Origin of the sequence: Pseudoalteromonas rhizosphaerae, assembly GCF_902498845.1 — a bacterium.
Taxonomy (GTDB): domain Bacteria; phylum Pseudomonadota; class Gammaproteobacteria; order Enterobacterales; family Alteromonadaceae; genus Pseudoalteromonas; species Pseudoalteromonas rhizosphaerae.
The window spans coordinates 1-20,734 of record NZ_CABVLM010000019.1; the positions used below are offsets into that span (position 1 = coordinate 1).

The window sequence follows — 20,734 nt, forward strand, 5'->3', positions numbered from 1 at the left end:
CTCACCCGTCCGCCGCTCGTCAGCAAAGTAGCAAGCTACTCTCTGTTACCGCTCGACTTGCATGTGTTAGGCCTGCCGCCAGCGTTCAATCTGAGCCATGATCAAACTCTTCAATTAAAAGTTTTTTCTGTTCTCATCCAATAAAGAATGAAGAACCTGCTCAATGAATTCTGAATTTATTTAATATCTTTCGATATTGAATTGACTGTGCTGCAATTCTTTTCTTAAGTAAAACCTAAGTAAGTTATTGCTGTTGGTCACTCAGTTTCAATTGAGACTCTAAATTTTGTGTCTTACTACCGTAGTAGTTCGACTGTTAGAACTCAATCTGTACGAGTGCCCACACAGATGATTGCTTTATATTGTTAAAGAACGTTTGAGTTGCCTTAGCAACTCAAGGGAAGCGAATCTTACGCTTTCCTATTTTTTTGTCAACACTTAATTTTTAGTTTCTTTTAAAAGATTTTAAAGCTAAGTTTTACTCGACTTACTTACCGTTTGTTCAGCGCTTTTCATTGCTGCCTGCCGGGTCAGTGGATGCGCATTATAGGGATATTCTTGAGGCCGTCAACGCTTTATTTCAGTTTTATTAAATTAATTAACTATTTGCTCAAAAGGCATACAAACAAGGCGTTGCAGCGTTATTTTCGCTTAAATTTTCAGCTATGAGAGCAACCAAGCTGCGCATACAGACCTGATCCATCTCATAGCTAAATAGCAATTATTAAACTGTTGCACTGTTATCTTTTTTAATTGGATTAAATGCGGCTATCGGATTGATTAATTTTCCTTCAAATTTAAGATTTTTTGCCGGATCTGCCAAATCTATCATTTGCTGATTATTACTTAACTGTAATCGGTTTAAACACGACAAGGTAAAATCAGCACTAAATAGATCATACTTGATAAACTTATCTTTTAGTTCTGGGTGTGATTGTTGATAGCTAATTACACACTCTGCAACTTGTTGCCAAAAGTCTCGTTCTGAATAGTCGTTTTGCTGATCAAGGATATCAGCCACGAACCTAAAGAAACAATCAAACACATCTGTAAAAATTGACAACACTTTTAATTCATCGGGCACATCCACAGTTAAGCGTTGAATATTATCCGCCAGTACTAAATCTTTATTAAGAATAGCTATCTCCTCGGCAATATCTTTCATTATTGCTTTGGCTGGAATGTTGTTCTCAAGTAACAGGATCAAGTTTTCACCATGAGGCATAAAGACTAAGTCATGGGAGTAGAAACAATGAAGGAGTGGATCTAAGTATGCTTTTAGATATTTAGCAATCCATATATGAGTACCTATCTTGGCTGATTTTATCAAAGCAGGTAATAACGCTTGTCCTTGATTATCTATATGCAGCAGCGACGCCATGGTCATTAAGCGCTGATTACTCTTTATCTTTGGCATTGGGCTTTCACGCCAAAGTGCAGAAAGCATTTTTCGATATGGACTGTATTGATCGGTTGCGGCTTCTAGAGCGTGATTATAATAACCAATTGCTGCAACCTCACGCAGAATTGTAAAACCGGATCCAGCTAAGTACGGATCCTGTGATACTACTTGTGCTACCCAATCGTTAATTGCGGGAGTTGCACTCATATAATAAGGCGATAAACCACGCATGAATCCCATATTCAAAATTGACAGTGCGGTCTTTACATAGCGTTTATGCGGATGTGTTTTATTGAAAAAAGTACGAATAGACTGCTGCGGCTGATATTCATCTTCGCTGTATCCTAAGCAAACCAAATGCTGATCAGCAATATCGTTAGAGAATAACGACGCGAGTTTATTAAACCACTGCCAAGGATGAACGGGGAAAAAGAAGTAATCGTCACTATTTACTCGACGCGCTAATAGCTTTTGCTTAAATGACTCTATGGTGTTCGTTGATAGCTCTTGCGTTATGAGTGTTTGATAATCTAAATCATCGGTGGTCGAAAACACCACTCTATCTTTATGCGCACCTAGCCAAACCAGCTGTAAGTGCGCGCCAGTCTCTGGTGCGTATTGGCGATAATCATTGGTATCAAACCCTATTCGACCATTGTTTGCTATAAAGCAAGGATGACCTTCCGTCATCGCACTTTCTACCTGTTGAAAATCCGCAGTGGTGAGTTGCTCGGCAGTCAATGCTGGCAGCTGATACTTATAAGCACTGCCATATAAAGTACTGGCTATCTCTTCTAAATAAGTAGGCAGCATAGCTTGGCTGATACCTAAACTATGTTGTAACTCACAAATAAAGGCGATTGAATCGAGCTCGGCTACTTGGTTATCTATTTGTTTTTCAATTGAGTCTGCTGCTATATGCCAGTGATTCAAATACCCCAGCTTGGCTTTAAAGCGATAAACAATGGTTTCTTTGTCTGTACTGAGCTCAAAATATTGCCAATCTGCATCTTCATTGGTCAATTGCGGTTTTATCAGCCGCTCATGAGCAAACTCACTCAAAGCTTTGCGAACATGTAACCTATTTACATGCCGCCATAGCTGTGGAGTTAAATGACTGACGGCTTGCTCTGGGCTCAGGGGAATGTGCTTCATAGTATTATCCTTATTTAATGCGTGATAAAAGTTATCACGCGTGCAAAATGCGAGATGTGCGGTTTTATGAGTTAATCTAACCGCAGATTGATAACGAAAGCCGGCTTTAGTATTCAAACAATGAATTTTGTTATTGCGAATATCAGGTTCAACAATAACGCGCTGATTTTTGTCATTAGCAAAAATGAAATTCATCACCAGTTGAAACACCGACCAAGTAAAGCCATGCACTTTGTTATTGCTTTGGGCAATCAGAATGTGCATGCCAATATCACCTGCTTTGACGGGGTAATGATTACCTATTTCATCTAATAGAGGGTCATATAACTCAACTAAAAAACACGCGCTATTGTTTGCGTAGCCGATATAAATATCACTATGTGCTAACAAGCTTTGATATTCTTGCTGTAACTGCTCAATGGTAAGTTCCTGCATGCCCCAAAACTGTGCATGAGGCTGAGTAACCCACTGGTGAATTAACGCGAGATCTTGTGCTAGGCTAAATGGCCTTAAGCTAAGCTCTGCGATATTAGTAAACTGCTGACAAAAAACAGCTGCTGTAATGGACATTATTGAGCCCTCGTGGTGGATGCCAGATTGGCGCAAGGAGTATGGCGTCGACTTTGCTTGCTCAGTAGCCATAAACAACAAGCGGATATAGCGAGCCCACCAGCGGCGACCCAAAAAGGTATTACTAAACCAGAGCTTTTAACCAGCAAACCCGCGCAGTAAGAAGCTAAAAGTACACCTAAGCTTTGGCAAAAACTGACTTTACTAAAATCTTCAGCGTACTTGTCTGGCGTACTCACTTGGTAAAGCAGCAGATCAAGACGCACAATAATAATGAATAGCGATAGACCGAACAGGCAGCGTCCTGCGATCACTACTAAGTAAAGAGGGCTGGCTTGTAATGCAACGCCTGTAATGATCAACATAAAGACAACTAATAAGTTGATGGGGTTGCGATTTGTTTGCTGCCGCCACTGATTAAAGCACAGCGCAAGCAATGCCATAAAAGCAGGGATAGAAAACACAACACTCGCTAGGACGATACTGGAGGTGTCGCTAATACTTTGCCAATATGCCGCAAAAAAAGGCCGGATCAAAAAAGCACTAAAGTAAAAGCACAACATAACAATGCCAAGTTGATATACAGGCCAACGACTTGATGAAGTGATTGATGTTTTTGCTACTGGAGGCGACTGATTTTTACTAGGCGCTAATCTTATGAGATAGGCGCACACAAAAACCTGAGTAAAATCGCTTAGAGCCATTATTAAAAATGCGGCTTTGCCAGGAAGAGCCGATAACACAAAGCCACCAGCAAGTGCGCCAAGTATAGCGCCAAAGTGCACCACAACACTAAGCATTGCAATCGTCGCAACGTGATTTGTTTTCGCTTCCAAGCTCATTAAGTATGGATAAACCAGTAAATAGCTGGCTTTAAAAGCAAACATAGCCATGGAGGAAAACCAAAACCAATTTAAGTCGCTAGCAAAAAAGCTACTGACACTAAATACACCCGCAGCAATTTGGCTATAAACCAATAAAGGTAGCACATTAATGTATTTACTAATGAAGGCCCAAATAGGAAAACAGACCATGACAACAAAGCAGCTGCCAGCAATGTAAGTGCCAACATAGGCAGGGTCACTTATATTAAATACCGCACTAAAGAAAGTAGGATAAAACGGCAATAACATTGAATCACTGAGCACTGCAAATACCGTTATCGCGATCAACAAAACTTTAAACTGCTTACTCATGCGCGAAACTGCTCTACTTCGTCGCTTAACTCATAATTGGGCGCAGTAAACTCCTGAAAAGCTATTTTACGTTCTATTGGATAATGTTCATGTCCGGTGATCGCACGAATAATACAAGAGTTGCGATAACATGCCATGCCTAAATCAGGAGTCACAAAACCATGGGTGTGTTGCTCTGTATTTTGTACAAAAATACGTTGATGCTGCTTGTCTATTGAGTAATTACGAGCAACTTGATAAAGCCCCGCGTCGTCACTATCAATGCAATGACTGATCCCTGCTAAAAAGCTCGGTTGGTAAGACTGATAACCCGTTGCAAAAATAACGCCTTGGGTGTTTAGTGAATAACCTTGCTGCTGTTCAGTTTGCTCTAAGCTAAGTTCAAAACCCTGCTGGTGGCTCAGGTAGGTCATATCAATCAATGCCGAGTTTGTGTGCAAGCTTACTGGCAATTTAGCTGTTAGCCGTTTGCTATACAGCAAATCAAAAATATTGTTGATCAATTCGCTATTAATACCTTTATAGAGATTATGCTGACGACGATTTAACTGCTGGCGTTTTTGTTCTGGTAATTGATAAAAATAATCAACGTATTCTGGTGAGGTCATTTCTAACGTTAATTTAGTGTATTCGAGCGGGTAAAACCGTGAAGAACGAGTAAGCCAATTTAGTTGATAATTATGCTGATCAATCTCTTGTAATAAATCATAAAAAATCTCAGCGGCACTTTGCCCGCTACCAATAATGCTGATCGACTGTTTTTGCTGTAATTGACTTTTATTGGCTAAGTAGTTGCTAGAATGAATAACCCCCTCTTGCAACTTAAATGCTTGAGCACATTGAGGATGACGTGGCACCGGCCCGGTGCCTAACACTAAATGTTTAGCTAGATACACTTGCTCTGCTGTTTGTACTATATAAATATCTTCGTCTTGGCTGTACTCAACATGCTGAACCTCTGAATTAAAACGTATATTAGGCAGCTGCTTTGTTGCCCACTGGCAATACTGATTATATTCTTGGCGAAGTAAGAAAAAGTTTTCTCTAATATAAAAAGAATACAGTCGACCTTGCTGCTTTATATAGTTTAAAAAGCTATAAGGGCTAGTTGGGTCAGCAAGCGTTACCAAGTCAGACATAAAGGGGGTTTGTAAACTTACCTCAGGAAGCATCATGCCTGGATGCCAATTAAACTCAGCTTTTTTATCTAAAAAGAGACTGCTGACTCCTTCAAGTGGCGCAGTTAAACATGCCAGACTTAAATTAAATGGCCCTAAACCAATACCAATAACATCATAAATAGACTTATCCATAGCTAACTTCCTCCAGTGCAAGACTTAAAGGAGCATGTTCGTTCGCTAAATCACTTGCTAAGTATTGATAACCATATTGCTTTATAAGCCTTACAACTTGCTGGATATCATTGATAGTGGTGGCACAGTTCAGTAAGGTGAACTTTAAATATTGTTTATCTGCTACCTTAGTTGCCGCGATCAACGCCTCACCTTGGCGAGATAACTGTTTACGAATATATTTATTTACGGCGTCCAATTCACTATCTGTAGCACCGCTATCGCCAACAAAACGAAATACTAGTGTACTTAACTGCGGCTGATGAATAATTTCAATATCTGCTTCAGAGGCTAATAACAAATAACCTTGTCGTGCTAAATGCATCACTTGTTCAAATGCTACACCTAAGTTTTGAGCTCCTACCGTACGCAGTGAAAACCACAACTTTAACGCATCAAAACGTCGTGTGGTTTGAATGCTCTTATTGCATAGATCTGGCGTTCCCGCTTGTTGCTGACTTAATGGGTTTAAATATTCGGCATGATAAGTAACAACTGATAGATGTTGCTTATCTTTTACAAAAAAAGCACTGCAGCTAACAGGCTGAAAAAATGACTTATGGTAATCAATAGTGACCGAATCTGCGCATTCAATACCCGCTAACTTGTGTTTATTATTGGGCGTGATTAATAAGCCCCCGCCATAAGCAGCATCAACATGAAGCCACGCACCACAGCGCTTAGCTATTTCAGCTATCTGCGTTAATGGATCGATACTACCAAAATCAGTTGTTCCAGCTGTTGCAACGATGGCCATAACGATATCGCCTTGTTGCTGACAGTGTTCGATCGCCTGATTTAAAGCGGTCATATCCATTCTAAAATATTCATCACACGGAACACTTACAACAGCATCGTAACCAAGTCCTAAAATTGCGGCGGCTTTTTGAATACTAAAATGGCTAACTTTTGAGGTGAAAATTTTTAGTCGTTTAAAGTCGTGTGGTAAACCTTGCTGTTTATTAGTATGCCCTGCATATAACTGGCACTGAAAATCACGAGCTAACAACATCGCCATCAAATTAGATTGCGTACCACCACTGGTAAATACGCCATCAGCCAGCTCACCAAGCGCTAGTTTTGAGAGTGTCCAATCTACGATACTTTGTTCAATAAAAGTGGCACCACCACTTTGATCCCAGGTCTCTACAGCAGTATTAATCGAAGTAGCGAGCAATTCAGCAAGGATACTTTGATAAACAATCGGACAATTTAAATGCGCGAGATAGCGTGGATTATTAAAATAAACAGCATCTTTAAGATAAAGCTGAGCAACTTCTTCTAGTGCGTCCGGTATATCAAACAGCGGTTGATTAAGGTCAATACCAATAAATTTTTTAGCTAGCTCCTGCGGTAATATACCGCTAAATGGTTTTTGTTGTGTTGCGATTGTTTGCTCCAACAATTGCATAACCTGCTCAAGACCTATTTTAAAATTATCTATATTTTCCTTATTAAACATTGAATTAAGCATTGAACTTGCTTCATTAGTTGAAGCTTGCTGCTGTGAATCCGCCAGTAACACATTTAACTGAACCATGAGCACGATCACCTTTAATTGAAAACAATTGATAAATCTAAATGAGAATGTATACTAATCGCGTTTCCAATAGAGTGTCAATGGTTTAATTCTAGTAAAATTTAAGGAGTGATTGTGTTAAAAAAATCAATGTTTGGACTATCTGCAATATCATTATGTTTAATGAGTAACTATGGGTTTGCTGCAGAAAAGCCAGCCGCAGACGACATAGAAAATATTGAAGTATATGGAAAAAGTTATCGTTCAACAGGGACCAAATCGAGTTTGACGCCGATTGAATCGCCTATGAGTTTTGAGGTTTACGACAATAAATTACTAGAGTTACGCCAAGTAGATACCGTTAATGAAGCATTGCGCTATGTTTCTGGGATCACACCTGAAAATCGCAGTACAGTAACAATTTTTGACCAATATACGATTCGTGGTTTTGAAAGTTACCGTAATTTTTACGATGGTTTACCGCTGCAATACAACCTAGCTTATAACTTAGCTCCACAAGTAGATGCGTATGCAACACAAAGTGTCGAAATTTTAAAAGGCCCAGCATCGGTTTTATACGGATCGGCACCTCCAGGTGGCATGGTTAACCAAACAGCAAAAACGCCACAAGCATCCTCTGAGCACAATATTAGAGCCCGAATTGGTAGCAATAGCTTGGCTGAATTAGCTTTAGATAGCACAGGCGCTATTACCGACGGCGTTAATTATCGCTTTATTGCAATTGCCCGTAGCCGCGACGGCCAACAGCAAACAACCGAAGAAGAAAGAATCACCATTGCGCCCTCAGTAACTTTTGAGATAAGTGAGCAAACAAGCTTAAACCTTAACTTATATTATCAAGACGATCCTAAAATGGTGCCATCAACGCCATTACCCGCGAAAGGCACACTTTACGAAGCCAGTTACGGTAAGTTAGATGCTGATGCGTATGCTGGCGATGAAAACTGGGCTGAGTTTGCTCGTGAAGTCACTATGATCGGGTATAAATTAAATCATGAATTTTCAGATTCAATTTCGTTTTTGCAAAACTTTCGTTATACCAATGCCGATGCCACGCAACAAAATAGCTATGACTTCGGCTTAGCGGATGCAGATAAAATTTTAACTCGTACTGCCTATAAAACCATTGAAGACGCTGAAGGCTTCGTGGTTGATAACCAACTCGCTGTGCAATTTGGTTTAGCGAATACTAATCATCAGCTATTATTTGGCTTTGAATATCAAACCCTTGATTCTACATTTGACTATGCCGATACTTTTGGTGCAAATACGCCAACACTTGATTTATCAAATCCAGATCACAGCCAGTTTAATGCAGCTACTACAGCCGCTTTAGATAACTATCGTCAATTTAGCCGTTTAGAGCAATCTCAACGCGGTTTTTATCTTCAAGATGAGATAAAGCTCGATGCGCTGACAGTGATTGCTGGCCTTCGCTATGATAATTACTACAGTGTTACAGATGATACGAAAAGCGGTATATCTAGTAGTCAAGAAATCGATCAAAGCGATACCACTTTTCGTATGGCAGCAATTTATACCTTTGATAATAACATTGCTCCTTATGCCAGTTACTCAGAATCATTCGAGCCCACTTCGGGGGTAGATACCTTAACTGGCAAAGCATTTAAACCAACGACCGCAGAGCAAATTGAAGTCGGGATGAAATATCACAACAATGATGCAACAACTAAAGTAACCGCGGCCTTTTTTGATTTGCGCAAACAAGATGTGGTGGTTAACACTCCAGACTTTATGAAATACACACAAAATGGTGAAGTACAATCTAAGGGTTTTGAGATCAGTGTTTATCAGCAACTCACTGACACTCTTGATGTTACTGTAAATCTAACAGATATGGATGTTGAGGTAATAGATAATCCACAAAACCCGGCATTGGAAGGTAAAACACCAATTTGGGTAGCTGAGCAACAAGCCTCAATGTGGTTAAATTACTTCTTTAACGATGCACTGGAATTTAATGGCGGTGTACGTTATGTCGGTGAAAGTCAGTTAGATGCCTTAAATTCCGATACAGTACCGGGTTATACCTTGCTTGATGCTGCCGCTAGCTATCGTTTTAACGACAGCTATAAAATCGGTTTAGCCGTGAGTAACTTAACAGACAAACGTTATGTGGGTGCTTGTTTTGATATAAATGGCTGTTGGATGGGCGCTGAGCGCAGTGTTGAACTTAGTTTAAACGCCTCATTTTAAGTATTTAAACTCGTTATGAACGCTGAACAACTCGCCCTTAGTAAGCTGTTAAAGCTTGCTAAGGGCTACCACAGTGCTTTAAATGTACCAGAACAATCAACAGATTGGCTCGATATACAATCCAGTTCATTGCTGGTTGCAAGGTTACACCAGTATTGGCAGCAGCAATACCCCGCTGCTGGGCGCAGTTATTGGGCAATCAAAAGCTGGGGAATGCTGTATTGGCAACCTGTCTATTTAGCGCTTATCAGCGTTCATGAACTTAATATGAGTTTTTCTTTGCAAAACTTTAAGCAACACTATCAGCAAGGTGTTATTGCAGGGCTGCAACTATCCACTATAAAAGCGCAGTACCATCAAAACCAGCAACAGGCAGTAACGGATATGGCTGCCCACTTGAAACGCTATGTTGTTAAGTTACTCACAGATTTAAACCTCGTTGCAAGGCTTAATGAGCGTTTGGCGATGTCCTTATTAGCTGACACGCTATTAGCAATACTAATACTTCATGCAAAGCGAAAGCCGCAGTTTAATATTCATGTAATGGCAGCGCACTGGTTGCATGCTCTCGATATCTCAGAGGCGGGGGAGTTTATTATGCTTACAGCTTGCTCAGACTCATTAGCATTAACGCGAAAAACATGTTGTTTGCATTACCAAATAGGTAATGTTGCAAAGTGCGCTAATTGCCCAAAACAACCTCAGCAAATTAAAGTTCAACGGATGCAACAGGAGTTAATAGCAGTATGTTACAGCTAAATAAAAAGCAAAAAGCGAGTATAAACTCGCTTTTCTAGCTAAGGTAAACACTACTGCGCTTACTTTTTAACTGGGCGTTTCCAACCAGTTAAGTTGCGCTGTTTTGAACGTGCGATTGCTAGCTGTTCATCTTCAACCGTGCTGGTGATCACAGAACCTGCACCAACAGTTGCTGTTGCGCCAATGTTTACCGGTGCAACAAGCGATGAGTTAGAGCCAATAAAGGCATTATCACCAATAATGGTTTTGGCTTTATTTACGCCATCGTAGTTACAGGTAATAGTACCGGCACCAATATTTACTTTTTCGCCAATTTCAGCATCGCCTAAGTAAGAAAGATGATTTGCTTTAGAGCCTTTGCCTAAACGGGTTTTTTTCATCTCAACAAAGTTACCAATATGCGAGTCTTCTTCCATAATCGCACCTGGGCGCAGACGTGCATAAGGCCCCAAAGTACACTTGTCGGCTACGCTTGCATCATCAATTAAGGTATTAGCTTTAATAATTACGTTATCGCCAATCGTACAATTTTTAAGTACGCAGTTAGGGCCAATTTCAACGTTATTACCAAGAGTAACTTTACCTTCAAAAATAACGTTTACGTCAATTAATACATCTTCACCCGTTGTCACTTCGCCGCGTACATCAATGCGAGCAGGATCGGCAAGCGTTGCACCATTAAGCATTAACTGTTCGGCTTGCCACGACTGATATGCGCGTTCAAGGCCTGCAAGTTGTACGCGGTTATTTGCACCTTCAACTTCCATTGGATGATCTGGTTGTGCTGAGCTTATCTCTACACCTTCACTGTGCGCCATTGCGACTATATCTGTGAGGTAGTATTCACCTTGCGCGTTTTCGTTAGATAAGTTGCCTAACCAGCTTTTCAGCAGTTTACCGTTTACAGCCATAATGCCAGTGTTTACTTCGTTAATAAGTAATTGCTCTGCGCTTGCATCTTTTTGCTCAACAATACCCACTAGCTTGCCATCAACACGTAACATACGGCCATAACCATTAGGGTTAGCTAAATTAACAGTAAGCACGGCTAAGCCGTTTTTAGGTGTAGCAGCCAATAAACGCTCAAGGGTTGATTGCTTTGTCAGTGGTACGTCACCGTATAAAACCAATACAGTGTCTTCATCATTGATATGTGGGTTTGCTTGTGCCACCGCATGGCCAGTACCAAGCTGCTCAGCTTGAAGTACCCAGTTTACATCGTTGTCAGCAAGTTGTTGTTGTAATAATTCGCCGCCATGACCAAAAACTAAGTTAGTAGATGTCGCACCGAGTGCTTTAGCATTATCGATAACGTGTTGCACCATAGGTTTACCGGCAACTTTGTGCAACACCTTAGGTAGAGCAGAACGCATACGAGTACCTTTACCCGCAGCAAGAATTACAGTAGTAAGTGACATTAAAACAATTTCCTTCTTTCTTTGTTTTATTGAAATGAATAAGCGCGTGTAAATTCAAAAAGATTACGTAAGTCACATCATGTGCACTTACTCAATGGCAATCTAGCAGTAGCCACTGAATCTAAGCTGAAATCACAACTTGCTTTGTATTAGTTATATTGTAACGGGGATCGATGAAGGATATAAGTAAAAATAATGATAAAGAGCTGTAAAAGTAGAGTTTAGAAAAATGATAGCGTTCTAATAAGATAACAATGCAGTATATTTCAAGCACAAAAAAGCCCACATAAAGTGGGCTTTTTGAAAACCAGATAGGCTTACTTTTTACGTAATTGCTGAATAACGCGTAGCTGTGCAATTGCTTCTGCAAGTTGTACTGCTGCTTGTTGATAATCTAATTCAGCGGCTGAAGAATTCGCCATTTGCGCTTCAGCTTCACGTTTAGCTGCTTCTGTTGCTTGTTCGTCAAGGTCTTCACCACGAACCGCTACATCAGCCAAAATAGTCACTATGTTCGGTTGCACTTCTAGAGTACCACCAGCAACATACATTACTTCTTCGTGACCAAATTGCTTTACTAAACGTACCATACCAGGTTTAAGGGCAGTCAATAGTGGCGCATGTCCTGGGTTTACACCTAGTTCACCTTCACTACCGCTTACTTGAATCGATTCAACCAGACCAGAGAATAACTTCCGCTCTGCGCTTACTACGTCAAGATGTACAGTCATAGCTGCCATACTACCCTCCTAATTACATGTTTTTGGCTTTTTCTTGAGCTTCTTCGATAGAGCCAACCATGTAGAACGCTTGCTCTGGCATATCATCAAATTCACCGTTTAAGATGCCTTTGAAGCCAGCAATTGTGTCTTTAAGTGACACGTATTTACCCGGTGATCCTGTGAAAACCTCTGCCACGAAGAATGGCTGAGATAGGAAACGTTGGATTTTACGTGCACGAGATACAAGTTGCTTATCTTCGTCAGAAAGCTCGTCCATACCTAGGATTGCAATGATGTCTTTAAGTTCTTTATAACGCTGAAGAACTGTCTGAACGCCACGTGCTGTATCGTAGTGCTCTTGACCAATTACTAATGGATCAAGTTGACGTGAAGATGAATCAAGTGGGTCTACCGCTGGGTAGATACCAAGTGACGCGATATCACGCGAAAGTACTACTGTTGCATCTAAGTGAGCAAACGTTGTTGCTGGAGATGGATCCGTTAAATCATCCGCAGGTACGTATACCGCTTGGATTGAAGTGATTGAACCCGTCTTAGTAGATGCGATACGCTCTTGCAGTACACCCATTTCTTCAGCAAGTGTAGGCTGGTAACCTACCGCTGATGGCATACGACCAAGAAGTGCAGATACTTCAGTACCAGCAAGTGTGTAACGGTAGATGTTATCTACGAAGAAAAGTACGTCGCGACCTTCGTCACGGAACTTTTCAGCCATAGTAAGACCTGTTAACGCTACGCGTAAACGGTTACCTGGAGGCTCATTCATCTGACCGTATACAAGCGATACTTTATCAAGTACGTTTGAATCGTTCATTTCATGGTAGAAATCGTTACCCTCACGAGTACGCTCACCAACACCGGCGAATACTGAGTAGCCGCTGTGCTCGATTGCGATGTTACGAATAAGTTCCATCATGTTTACGGTTTTACCAACACCGGCACCACCGAATAAACCAACTTTACCACCTTTAGCGAATGGACATACAAGGTCGATTACCTTGATACCAGTTTCTAAAAGTTCTACTGAACTTGATTGCTCTTCGTATGAAGGCGCTGCACGATGAATAGACATACGGTCTTCTTCGCCGATTGGACCAGCTTCATCGATTGGCTCACCAAGTACGTTCATGATACGACCAAGCGTTGCTTTACCAACTGGAACTTGAATCGCTTCACCTGTGTTTGATACTAATGCACCACGGCGTAAACCGTCAGTAGTACCTAGTGCGATAGTACGTACCACACCGCCACCTAGCTGTTGTTGAACTTCTAGAGTCAAACCAGCTAAATCACCATCTGTTATTTTTAACGCGTCATATACGGCTGGCACGCTGTCTTGTGAAAATTCAATATCCACAACGGCGCCGATAATTTGGACGACCTTACCTAAACTCATGTCTATTCCTCTCGTTAATCTTTGCCCGAAGCATTAAACTGCTGCTGAACCAGAACAAATCTCACTAATTTCTTGTGTGATTGCCGCTTGGCGAGCCTTGTTATAAACAAGCTGTAACTCATCCATAAGGTCGCCTGCGTTATCAGTTGCAGCTTTCATTGCAACCATACGGGCGGCCTGTTCAGAGGCAGCATTTTCAACTACACCTTGGTATACTTGAGATTCCACAAAACGAACCATTAATGTATCCAAAATTGCTTTTGGATCTGGTTCGTAAATGTAATCCCAACGGTGTGCAAGTTCTTTGCTTTCGTCTTTTGGCAAAGGCAACAACTGATCGATTGTTGGCTCTTGCTTCATGGTATTTACAAACTTGTTGTAAACCACATACAAGCGGTCTAATTTGCCTTCATTGAATGCTTCTAGCATTACTTTTACCGGACCAATTACGTCGGTAATAGAAGGCGCATCGCCTAACCCTGATTTTTTGGCAAGTACTGTTCCACCAAAACGGTTAAAGAAAGTGCCGGCTTTTGAGCCCATAACTGCGAAATCAGCAGAAACACCTTTTTCTTTCCACGCTTTGATATCTAAAGATACTTTCTTAAACTCATTAGAGTTTAAGCCACCACATAAACCACGGTCGGTAGAAATGACGATATAACCAACGCGCTTGACCTCACGCTCTTCCATATATGGATGGCGATATTCAAGGTTAGCATTAGCAACATGACCGATCACTTTGCGTAAATTTTCAGCGTACGGACGGCTTGAAGCCACTCGTTCCTGTGCCTTTTTCATTTTAGACGCAGCAACCATTTCCATAGCGCTAGTGATCTTTTGAGTATTTTTAATACTACCGATCTTGCTTTTAATCTCTTTTCCGCTGGCCATGACTCTTTCTCCGAATCAAGGTGTGCTTTAGCGAACTAAAGCGCACCATTTATAACTAAATTACCAAGTTTGCGTAGATTTAAACTTCTCTAGAAGTTCTTTAAGCTGCGCTTCGATCTCGGCATTGTAGTTACCAGTTTCATTGATTTGAGCCATAAGCTCTGCGTATGTGCTGTTTGCATAAGAAAGTAACCCAGCTTCGAAATCCATGATTTTAACGATTTCGATATCTTGAAGGTAACCTTTCTCTGCTGCAAATAACGACAAAGACATTTCAGCAACAGACATTGGCGCGTACTGTTTCTGCTTCATTAGCTCTGTTACACGCTCACCATGCTCAAGCTGAGCACGAGTTGCATCATCAAGGTCAGACGCGAACTGCGAGAACGCAGCTAATTCACGATACTGAGCTAGGGCTAGACGAATACCGCCACCTAGTTTCTTAACGATTTTAGTTTGTGCAGCACCACCAACACGCGATACCGAGATACCAGCATTTACTGCCGGACGGATACCTGAGTTGAATAAGTCAGTTTCTAAGAAGATCTGACCATCGGTGATAGAGATAACGTTAGTCGGTACGAACGCAGAAACGTCGCCGCCTTGAGTTTCAATGATTGGCAATGCCGTCAATGAACCTGTTTTACCTTTCACTTCACCATTGGTGAACTTTTCAACGTACTCAGCGTTTACACGCGATGCACGCTCAAGAAGACGAGAGTGAAGATAGAATACGTCACCTGGGTATGCTTCACGACCTGGTGGACGCTTAAGTAGCAATGAGATTTGACGGTAAGCAACTGCTTGCTTAGATAAATCATCATATACGATTAATGCGTTTTCACCACGGTCACGGAAGTATTCACCCATAGTACAGCCCGCGAACGGTGCTAAGTACTGAAGTGCCGCAGACTCAGAAGCAGATGCAACAACTACGATAGTATTTGCTAATGCACCGTGCTCTTCTAATTTACGTACTACGTTAGCAATAGTAGATGCTTTTTGACCAATCGCTACGTACACACACTTAACGCCTGTGTCTTTTTGATTGATGATTGCATCGATTGCTAGTGCAGTTTTACCTGTTTGGCGGTCACCGATCACAAGTTCACGTTGACCACGACCCACTGGGATCATCGCATCGATAGATTTATAACCAGTTTGTACTGGCTCATCTACTGATTTACGTTCGATTACACCCGGTGCAATTTTTTCTACAGGTTCAAAACCGTCGTTATCTAAAGCGCCTTTACCGTCGATAGGTGCACCTAGTGTGTTTACAACACGACCAAGTAAACCAGCACCAACAGGAACTTCTAAGATACGACCAGTTGTGTATACTTTTACGCCTTCTGTAAGGTCAGCGTATGGACCCATTACTACTGCACCAATTGAGTCACGCTCAAGGTTTAGTGCGATAGCATAACGGTTGCCTGGAAGCTCAATCATTTCACCTTGCATACAGTCAGCAAGACCGTGAATGCGAATGATACCGTCAGTAACAGATACAATTGTACCTTCGTTACGAGCTTCACTTACAACTTCGAACTTCTCAATACGTTGTTTGATCAGATCAGAAATTTCAGTGGAATTAAGTTGCATGCTCTTCTTCCCAATTACGATTGTAGTGTAGTGGCTAAACGGTTTAATTTACCGCGAACAGTGCCGTCGATTACTGTGTCTCCAGCCTTAATCATAAGGCCACCAACAAGTGATTCGTCAACACTACAATTCAGCTTAACTTTGCGTGCGAAACGTTTTTCAAGTGCCGCTACCAGTGTTTCTTGCTGCGTTGCAGCAAGGGTTGTTGCAGAGGTGATGTCAACATCAATCTCTTTATCGTAATCTGCTTTAAAAGCAGAGAACAATTGTGCAACAGCTGGTAGGGCGGTCAAACGTCCATTTTCAGCCATCACCTTTACAAGGTTCTGACCGTATTCGTTGAGTTGCTCTGCACAAACAGAAATAACAATTTCTGATTGCTTATCAGCAGAGGCGCTTCCAGTTAGGAATTGAGCGACTTGTTCATTTTTCGCCACTTCTGAAGCAAAAAACAACATATCATTCCAACTCTCAACTACGCCTTTTTCAACGGCAAATTCAAAGGCCGCTTTAGCGTATGGGCGAGCGATTGTAGTCAATTCAGACATGCTCAGACCCTCCTATTAAAGCTCAGCTACAAGTTTTTCAACAATGTCGCTGTGCGCGGCTTCATTGATTTCGCGCTCTAGAATCTTCTGTGCGCCGATAACCGCTAAAGTAGCAACTTGCTTACGCAGTTCTTCTTTAACACGGTTACGCTCGGCTTCAATTTCAGAATGACCTTGAGCAATGATGTTTTCGCGCTCGTCGTGACCACGAGATGTCTCTTCGTCTACGATTTGCGTTGCACGCTTCTTAGCTTGCTCGATGATTTCAGCAGCTTGTGATTTAGCTTCTTTAAGTTCTGCAGTTGCTTTTTTACGAGCAAGTTCAAGATCTTTTTCAGCTTTATCAGAGGCCGCTAAACCATCTTCAATTTTTTTCTGGCGAGCTTCAATAGCACCGTTAAGTGGTGGCCACACAAACTTCATGCAGAACCAAACAAAAACGATAAATGCTATTAATTCGCCGAGTAGAGTAAGGTTTAAACTCACAACCACTCCTCCTTAGTCAATAGTTGATCGCGGATAAAGTATTTTTTCAATATTAAAGTGCGAACAACATGTATAGACCAATACCTACACCGATCATCGCGATAGCATCGATAAGACCCGCTACGATGAACATTTTAACTTGTAGTTGTGGTGCAAGCTCAGGTTGACGAGCAGCAGACTCAAGGAATTTACCACCTAAGTTACCAAAACCGATAGCAGTACCTAAAGCACCAAAACCGATAAGTAACGCTACAGCGATATATTTAAGACCTAGTACGATTTCCATTGTTTTCTCCGATTAATTTTCAAAGTTTAAAGTTTAAGTAAAAAAATCTTTATTGAACTGACGTCTGATTAATGATCAGTTGACGCCATGCTCAGGTATACAATTGTTAGCATCATGAAGATGAATGCTTGCAATACGATTACGAGAATGTGGAACACAGCCCATACGAAGTGCAGTGGTAATTGGAATAAGCCAATCGCTGCAATCAGAATGAAGATCAATTCACCTGCGTATAAGTTACCAAATAAACGTAGTGCCAATGAGATTGGCTTAGCAAACAAGGTTACTAGCTCTAGTAACAAGTTTACTGGAATAAATAGTGCTTGAACCACTGGGTTCTTAACGTTAAACGGTTGTAATGTAAGTTCTTTAACAAAACCCATAACGCCTTTAACGCGAATCGAATAAAAGATGATAAGTGCGAATACACCTAAACCCATTGCTAACGTTAAGTTAAGATCGGTTGTAGGTACCACTTTCATATAAGTATGCGATTGACCGCTTGAAATAACATCCCAAGACTCACCACTAATCAATGCCGCAGCAGTTGGTAGGAAATCAACAGGTATTAAATCCATTAAGTTCATCAAGAATACCCAGACAAAAATTGTCAGAGCAAGAGGGGCAATTAGTTTACTTTTACCGTGAAAGGTATCTTTCACGTTAGAGTCAACGAATTCTACGACCATCTCGATAAAGCACTGAAATTTACCAGGAACACCAAGCGTTGCTTTATTCGCAGCGCGCTTGAAGATCCATAGAAAGATCAATCCTAAACCGATAGACCATGCTAGGGTATCGACATTAAGTACCATCCACCAATTGTTAGGGTCGTCGGATAGACGCACCTGACCGTTGGTTAGGTGGTGCTTGATGTAACCCGTTAGAGTTAGCTCTTCACCTGCAGCCATGTTATATCCCAAAAGTTAATGATTAAAAAAAACTGGCGCGAACAATCCAACGAACATCACTAATATAAAACTACAAAAAAATGGCAAAAAGATTACCGGATACAGTTTAAATATCAGCGCAAACAAAAAGATTGTTAGCAAAAATTTTAATCCGTTGCCGCGTTTAAACGAGGCAAACACTTGTTTTGCTTTACTAGCACCCATATAACGGAATGCATAGATAACAAATACAAAATTAGGGAGCACCGCTACAGTGCCTCCAGCGATAGCTGAAAGGCCGGCATCTACTCCCCAACCAACAAAAATGATTACAGCAGCAACTAATGCTACAACACCCTGAAGACATATTAATTTTAATGCGGCAAGCCGATATGGCCTCGCTAACTTATTTGTCACGTTTAGTTAACCTTAGTGGCAATCTAATTGTCAGGGCATGAAAACTGGCGAAATTATACTGATTCCTACCAGTTTTGCAACTTGAGTCGGTGTATTGTGGTGCAAATTTGCGACGAATGTCTCTTTTTGGACATGATATTTATTAATGCTCGGAATTCTCTGCATTTATACGGCTTAAAATTCCATCTAACTCTTCTAAGTTAGTATACGAAATAACTAAGTTTCCTTTGCCTTTTTTGTTGTAGTTAATTTCAACTTTAGCACCCAAGTTTTCGGCTAATTGTTGTTCTAACTGTTTGACATCTGGATCTTTTTCGAAAGTTTCTTTTTTAGGGGCAGGTTCAATAATTGAACGAACTAATTTTTCTGTTTCGCGTACAGTTAAAGCCTTTGCTACAGCCAGTCGAGCAGCATCAGATTGTGCTTCACCTTCAAGGGCTAATAAACAACGCGCATGCCCCATTTCAATATCGCCATGTTCCAACAATATTTTAACATCATCATTAAGGTTATTTAGTCGTAATAAATTAGTTACCGTGGTGCGTGATTTGCCTACGGCATCTGCCACTTGTTGGTGAGTTAATTCAAACTCAGTTAACAAACGGTGCAATGCAACCGCTTCTTCCATGGCATTTAGATCTTCGCGTTGAATATTTTCAATCAATGCGATGGCCACCGCAGCTTCATCAGGCACATCTTTAATGATACATGGTACTACGTCTAGCTTAGCTATTTGTGCAGCACGCCAGCGACGTTCACCAGCAATTATCTCATAACTGTTTTCTGCTACTGGACGAACTACAATTGGCTGAATAATCCCTTGCGATCGAATTGAGCTTGCTAGCTCTTCAAGCGCTTCTTCGGACATGTCTTTACGTGGCTGATATTTACCTGAGTGTAAAAACTCAATCGGTAGCTTTTGCAGTTCACTACTGGTTGGCTGAACAATTACATCCTGCTCACTCACGTTGGGTTGTTCAGTGCGGGCACTCGGTGCTGGTTTTGACGAGCTTAATAAAGCATCGAGTCCTCGGCCTAAACCGCGTTTTTTAGCAGACATGTTCTTTTTACCTCAAGTTAGGCGACGATTGGGGATATTTTTTCTTTTCTGCGTAACATTTCACCGGCAAGTGCTAAATACGCTTTAGCGCCACTTGATGCCCGGTCATAATACATTGCGGGTGCACCAAAACTCGGCGCTTCAGCTAAACGTACATTACGTGGGATCACGGTGCGGTATACTTTATCGCCAAAATGTTGTTTAAGCTGCTCAGATACATCATTGGCCAAACGATTACGCGGATCGTACATAGTACGTAAAATCCCTTCAATCTGTAGTTTTGGATTAACTAACTTGGCTAATTGCGTAATTGTGTCCATTAATGCGGTTAAGCCTTCAAGCGCATAATATTCACATTGCATAGGCACTAAAATTGAATCCGCGGCCGCCATTGCATTCACCGTAAGCATGTTCAGTGATGGTGGGCAGTCGATAAAAATAAATTCATATTGATCAGATATTTTTTCAAGGGCATTGCGTAGTCGTACTTCTCGAGCATAAAGCTCCATCAGTTTAACTTCGGCGGCGGTAACATCACCATTGGCAGCAATTAAATGATATTCACCAGAGGTTTCTTTAGTAACAACTTCTTCAATTGGTTTATCTTCGATTAATAAATCATAAATTGTTGCCACATCGCCGTATTTGTCTACGCCGCTACCCATGGTTGCATTGCCTTGCGGATCGAGATCAATAAGCAACACTTTACGTTTAGTTGCAGCCATTGATGCCGCGAGATTAACTGCTGTGGTGGTTTTACCCACACCACCTTTTTGGTTTGCTATTGCGATGACTTTTGCCAC

General features: G+C 41.2%; 18 protein-coding genes and 1 rRNA gene. 2 read left to right on the forward strand and 17 right to left on the reverse strand.

Annotation, left to right across the window (positions count from 1 at the left end; genetic code table 11):
• The 5 genes from PSR9079_RS21150 to PSR9079_RS21170 form a co-directional block, all read right to left on the reverse strand.
• Nucleotides 1-117: ribosomal RNA gene (locus PSR9079_RS21150) — 16S ribosomal RNA — on the reverse strand; the annotation flags it as partial.
• Nucleotides 118-724: 607 nt separating this feature from the next.
• A complete protein-coding gene (locus PSR9079_RS21155) occupies nt 725-3,127 on the reverse strand; it encodes a GNAT family N-acetyltransferase (protein ID WP_149983163.1) in 2,403 nt (800 codons plus the stop codon).
• On the reverse strand, nt 3,127-4,323 hold the full coding sequence (locus PSR9079_RS21160) for an MFS transporter (RefSeq protein ID WP_149983164.1): 1,197 nt from the start codon (nt 4,321-4,323) through the stop codon (nt 3,127-3,129). The genes PSR9079_RS21155 and PSR9079_RS21160 overlap by 1 nt, the downstream gene beginning before the upstream one ends.
• Complete coding sequence (locus PSR9079_RS21165) at nt 4,320-5,636, reverse strand: lysine N(6)-hydroxylase/L-ornithine N(5)-oxygenase family protein (protein WP_149983165.1); 1,317 nt, start codon at nt 5,634-5,636, stop codon at nt 4,320-4,322. Before PSR9079_RS21165 ends, PSR9079_RS21160 begins: the two co-directional genes overlap by 4 nt.
• Nucleotides 5,629-7,215 carry a pyridoxal phosphate-dependent decarboxylase family protein gene (locus tag PSR9079_RS21170; protein ID WP_246175628.1) on the reverse strand — a complete coding sequence of 529 codons (1,587 nt, stop codon included), beginning with the start codon at nt 7,213-7,215 and terminating at the stop codon, nt 5,629-5,631. Before PSR9079_RS21170 ends, PSR9079_RS21165 begins: the two co-directional genes overlap by 8 nt.
• Before the next feature lie 129 nt (nt 7,216-7,344).
• On the opposite strand from PSR9079_RS21170, the gene PSR9079_RS21175 reads away from it, so the two are divergent.
• Both PSR9079_RS21175 and PSR9079_RS21180 read left to right on the forward strand, forming a co-directional pair.
• On the forward strand, nt 7,345-9,432 hold the full coding sequence (locus tag PSR9079_RS21175) for a TonB-dependent siderophore receptor (protein ID WP_149983195.1): 2,088 nt from the start codon (nt 7,345-7,347) through the stop codon (nt 9,430-9,432).
• 15 nt (nt 9,433-9,447) lie between these two features.
• Nucleotides 9,448-10,191, forward strand: a complete 744-nt coding sequence (locus tag PSR9079_RS21180) for a siderophore ferric iron reductase (protein ID WP_149983166.1) — start codon at nt 9,448-9,450, stop codon at nt 10,189-10,191.
• A 59-nt stretch (nt 10,192-10,250) separates the two neighbouring features.
• Here the strand turns inward: PSR9079_RS21180 and glmU are convergent, their stop codons facing one another.
• The 12 genes from glmU to PSR9079_RS21240 all read right to left on the reverse strand — a co-directional run bounded on the left by glmU (nt 10,251) and on the right by PSR9079_RS21240 (nt 20,734).
• Nucleotides 10,251-11,609, reverse strand: coding sequence for a bifunctional UDP-N-acetylglucosamine diphosphorylase/glucosamine-1-phosphate N-acetyltransferase GlmU (glmU, locus tag PSR9079_RS21185; protein WP_145241677.1), 1,359 nt, complete (start codon nt 11,607-11,609; stop codon nt 10,251-10,253).
• A 317-nt stretch (nt 11,610-11,926) separates the two neighbouring features.
• Nucleotides 11,927-12,349 carry a F0F1 ATP synthase subunit epsilon gene (locus tag PSR9079_RS21190; RefSeq protein WP_145241679.1) on the reverse strand — a complete coding sequence of 141 codons (423 nt, stop codon included), beginning with the start codon at nt 12,347-12,349 and terminating at the stop codon, nt 11,927-11,929.
• Nucleotides 12,350-12,362: 13 nt separating this feature from the next.
• Nucleotides 12,363-13,748: a F0F1 ATP synthase subunit beta gene (gene atpD, locus PSR9079_RS21195; RefSeq protein WP_145241681.1), complete on the reverse strand. Its 1,386-nt coding sequence runs from the start codon at nt 13,746-13,748 to the stop codon at nt 12,363-12,365.
• A gap of 33 nt (nt 13,749-13,781) precedes the next feature.
• Nucleotides 13,782-14,642, reverse strand: coding sequence for a F0F1 ATP synthase subunit gamma (gene atpG, locus PSR9079_RS21200; protein WP_145241683.1), 861 nt, complete (start codon nt 14,640-14,642; stop codon nt 13,782-13,784).
• A 60-nt stretch (nt 14,643-14,702) separates the two neighbouring features.
• Nucleotides 14,703-16,244 (reverse strand): F0F1 ATP synthase subunit alpha, encoded by a 1,542-nt coding sequence (gene atpA, locus PSR9079_RS21205; protein WP_145241685.1) that lies wholly within the window; start codon nt 16,242-16,244, stop codon nt 14,703-14,705.
• A gap of 14 nt (nt 16,245-16,258) precedes the next feature.
• Nucleotides 16,259-16,792 carry a F0F1 ATP synthase subunit delta gene (gene atpH / locus PSR9079_RS21210; protein WP_145241687.1) on the reverse strand — a complete coding sequence of 178 codons (534 nt, stop codon included), beginning with the start codon at nt 16,790-16,792 and terminating at the stop codon, nt 16,259-16,261.
• 15 nt (nt 16,793-16,807) lie between these two features.
• Entirely contained in the window at nt 16,808-17,278 is a 471-nt protein-coding gene (gene atpF, locus PSR9079_RS21215; protein WP_145241689.1) for a F0F1 ATP synthase subunit B, read from the reverse strand.
• A 52-nt stretch (nt 17,279-17,330) separates the two neighbouring features.
• Nucleotides 17,331-17,564, reverse strand: coding sequence for a F0F1 ATP synthase subunit C (gene atpE / locus PSR9079_RS21220; protein ID WP_009838908.1), 234 nt, complete (start codon nt 17,562-17,564; stop codon nt 17,331-17,333).
• Nucleotides 17,565-17,632: 68 nt separating this feature from the next.
• Complete coding sequence (gene atpB, locus PSR9079_RS21225; protein WP_145241691.1) at nt 17,633-18,475, reverse strand: F0F1 ATP synthase subunit A; 843 nt, start codon at nt 18,473-18,475, stop codon at nt 17,633-17,635.
• Between the two features lie 15 nt (nt 18,476-18,490).
• Entirely contained in the window at nt 18,491-18,871 is a 381-nt protein-coding gene (locus tag PSR9079_RS21230) for an ATP synthase subunit I (protein ID WP_145241693.1), read from the reverse strand.
• A 142-nt stretch (nt 18,872-19,013) separates the two neighbouring features.
• The gene (locus PSR9079_RS21235) at nt 19,014-19,931 is read right to left on the reverse strand and encodes a ParB/RepB/Spo0J family partition protein (protein WP_145241695.1); all 918 of its coding nucleotides are present in this window, start codon (nt 19,929-19,931) and stop codon (nt 19,014-19,016) included.
• Between the two features lie 17 nt (nt 19,932-19,948).
• Nucleotides 19,949-20,734, reverse strand: coding sequence for a ParA family protein (locus PSR9079_RS21240; protein ID WP_145241697.1), 786 nt, complete (start codon nt 20,732-20,734; stop codon nt 19,949-19,951).

Excerpts from the sequence above, each read along its gene's own strand:
- PSR9079_RS21155 (WP_149983163.1), bottom strand. The coding sequence starts at position 3,127 with ATGTCCATTACAGCAGCTGTTTTTTGTCAGCAGTTTACTAATATCGCA.
- PSR9079_RS21160 (WP_149983164.1), bottom strand. The coding sequence starts at position 4,323 with ATGAGTAAGCAGTTTAAAGTTTTGTTGATCGCGATAACGGTATTTGCA.
- PSR9079_RS21165 (WP_149983165.1), bottom strand. The coding sequence starts at position 5,636 with ATGGATAAGTCTATTTATGATGTTATTGGTATTGGTTTAGGGCCATTT.
- PSR9079_RS21170 (WP_246175628.1), bottom strand. The coding sequence starts at position 7,215 with ATGGTTCAGTTAAATGTGTTACTGGCGGATTCACAGCAGCAAGCTTCA.
- PSR9079_RS21175 (WP_149983195.1), top strand. The coding sequence starts at position 7,345 with ATGTTTGGACTATCTGCAATATCATTATGTTTAATGAGTAACTATGGG.
- PSR9079_RS21180 (WP_149983166.1), top strand. The coding sequence starts at position 9,448 with ATGAACGCTGAACAACTCGCCCTTAGTAAGCTGTTAAAGCTTGCTAAG.
- glmU (WP_145241677.1), bottom strand. The coding sequence starts at position 11,609 with ATGTCACTTACTACTGTAATTCTTGCTGCGGGTAAAGGTACTCGTATG.
- PSR9079_RS21190 (WP_145241679.1), bottom strand. The coding sequence starts at position 12,349 with ATGGCAGCTATGACTGTACATCTTGACGTAGTAAGCGCAGAGCGGAAG.
- atpD (WP_145241681.1), bottom strand. The coding sequence starts at position 13,748 with ATGAGTTTAGGTAAGGTCGTCCAAATTATCGGCGCCGTTGTGGATATT.
- atpG (WP_145241683.1), bottom strand. The coding sequence starts at position 14,642 with ATGGCCAGCGGAAAAGAGATTAAAAGCAAGATCGGTAGTATTAAAAAT.
- atpA (WP_145241685.1), bottom strand. The coding sequence starts at position 16,244 with ATGCAACTTAATTCCACTGAAATTTCTGATCTGATCAAACAACGTATT.
- atpH (WP_145241687.1), bottom strand. The coding sequence starts at position 16,792 with ATGTCTGAATTGACTACAATCGCTCGCCCATACGCTAAAGCGGCCTTT.
- atpE (WP_009838908.1), bottom strand. The coding sequence starts at position 17,564 with ATGGAAATCGTACTAGGTCTTAAATATATCGCTGTAGCGTTACTTATC.
- atpB (WP_145241691.1), bottom strand. The coding sequence starts at position 18,475 with ATGGCTGCAGGTGAAGAGCTAACTCTAACGGGTTACATCAAGCACCAC.
- PSR9079_RS21235 (WP_145241695.1), bottom strand. The coding sequence starts at position 19,931 with ATGTCTGCTAAAAAACGCGGTTTAGGCCGAGGACTCGATGCTTTATTA.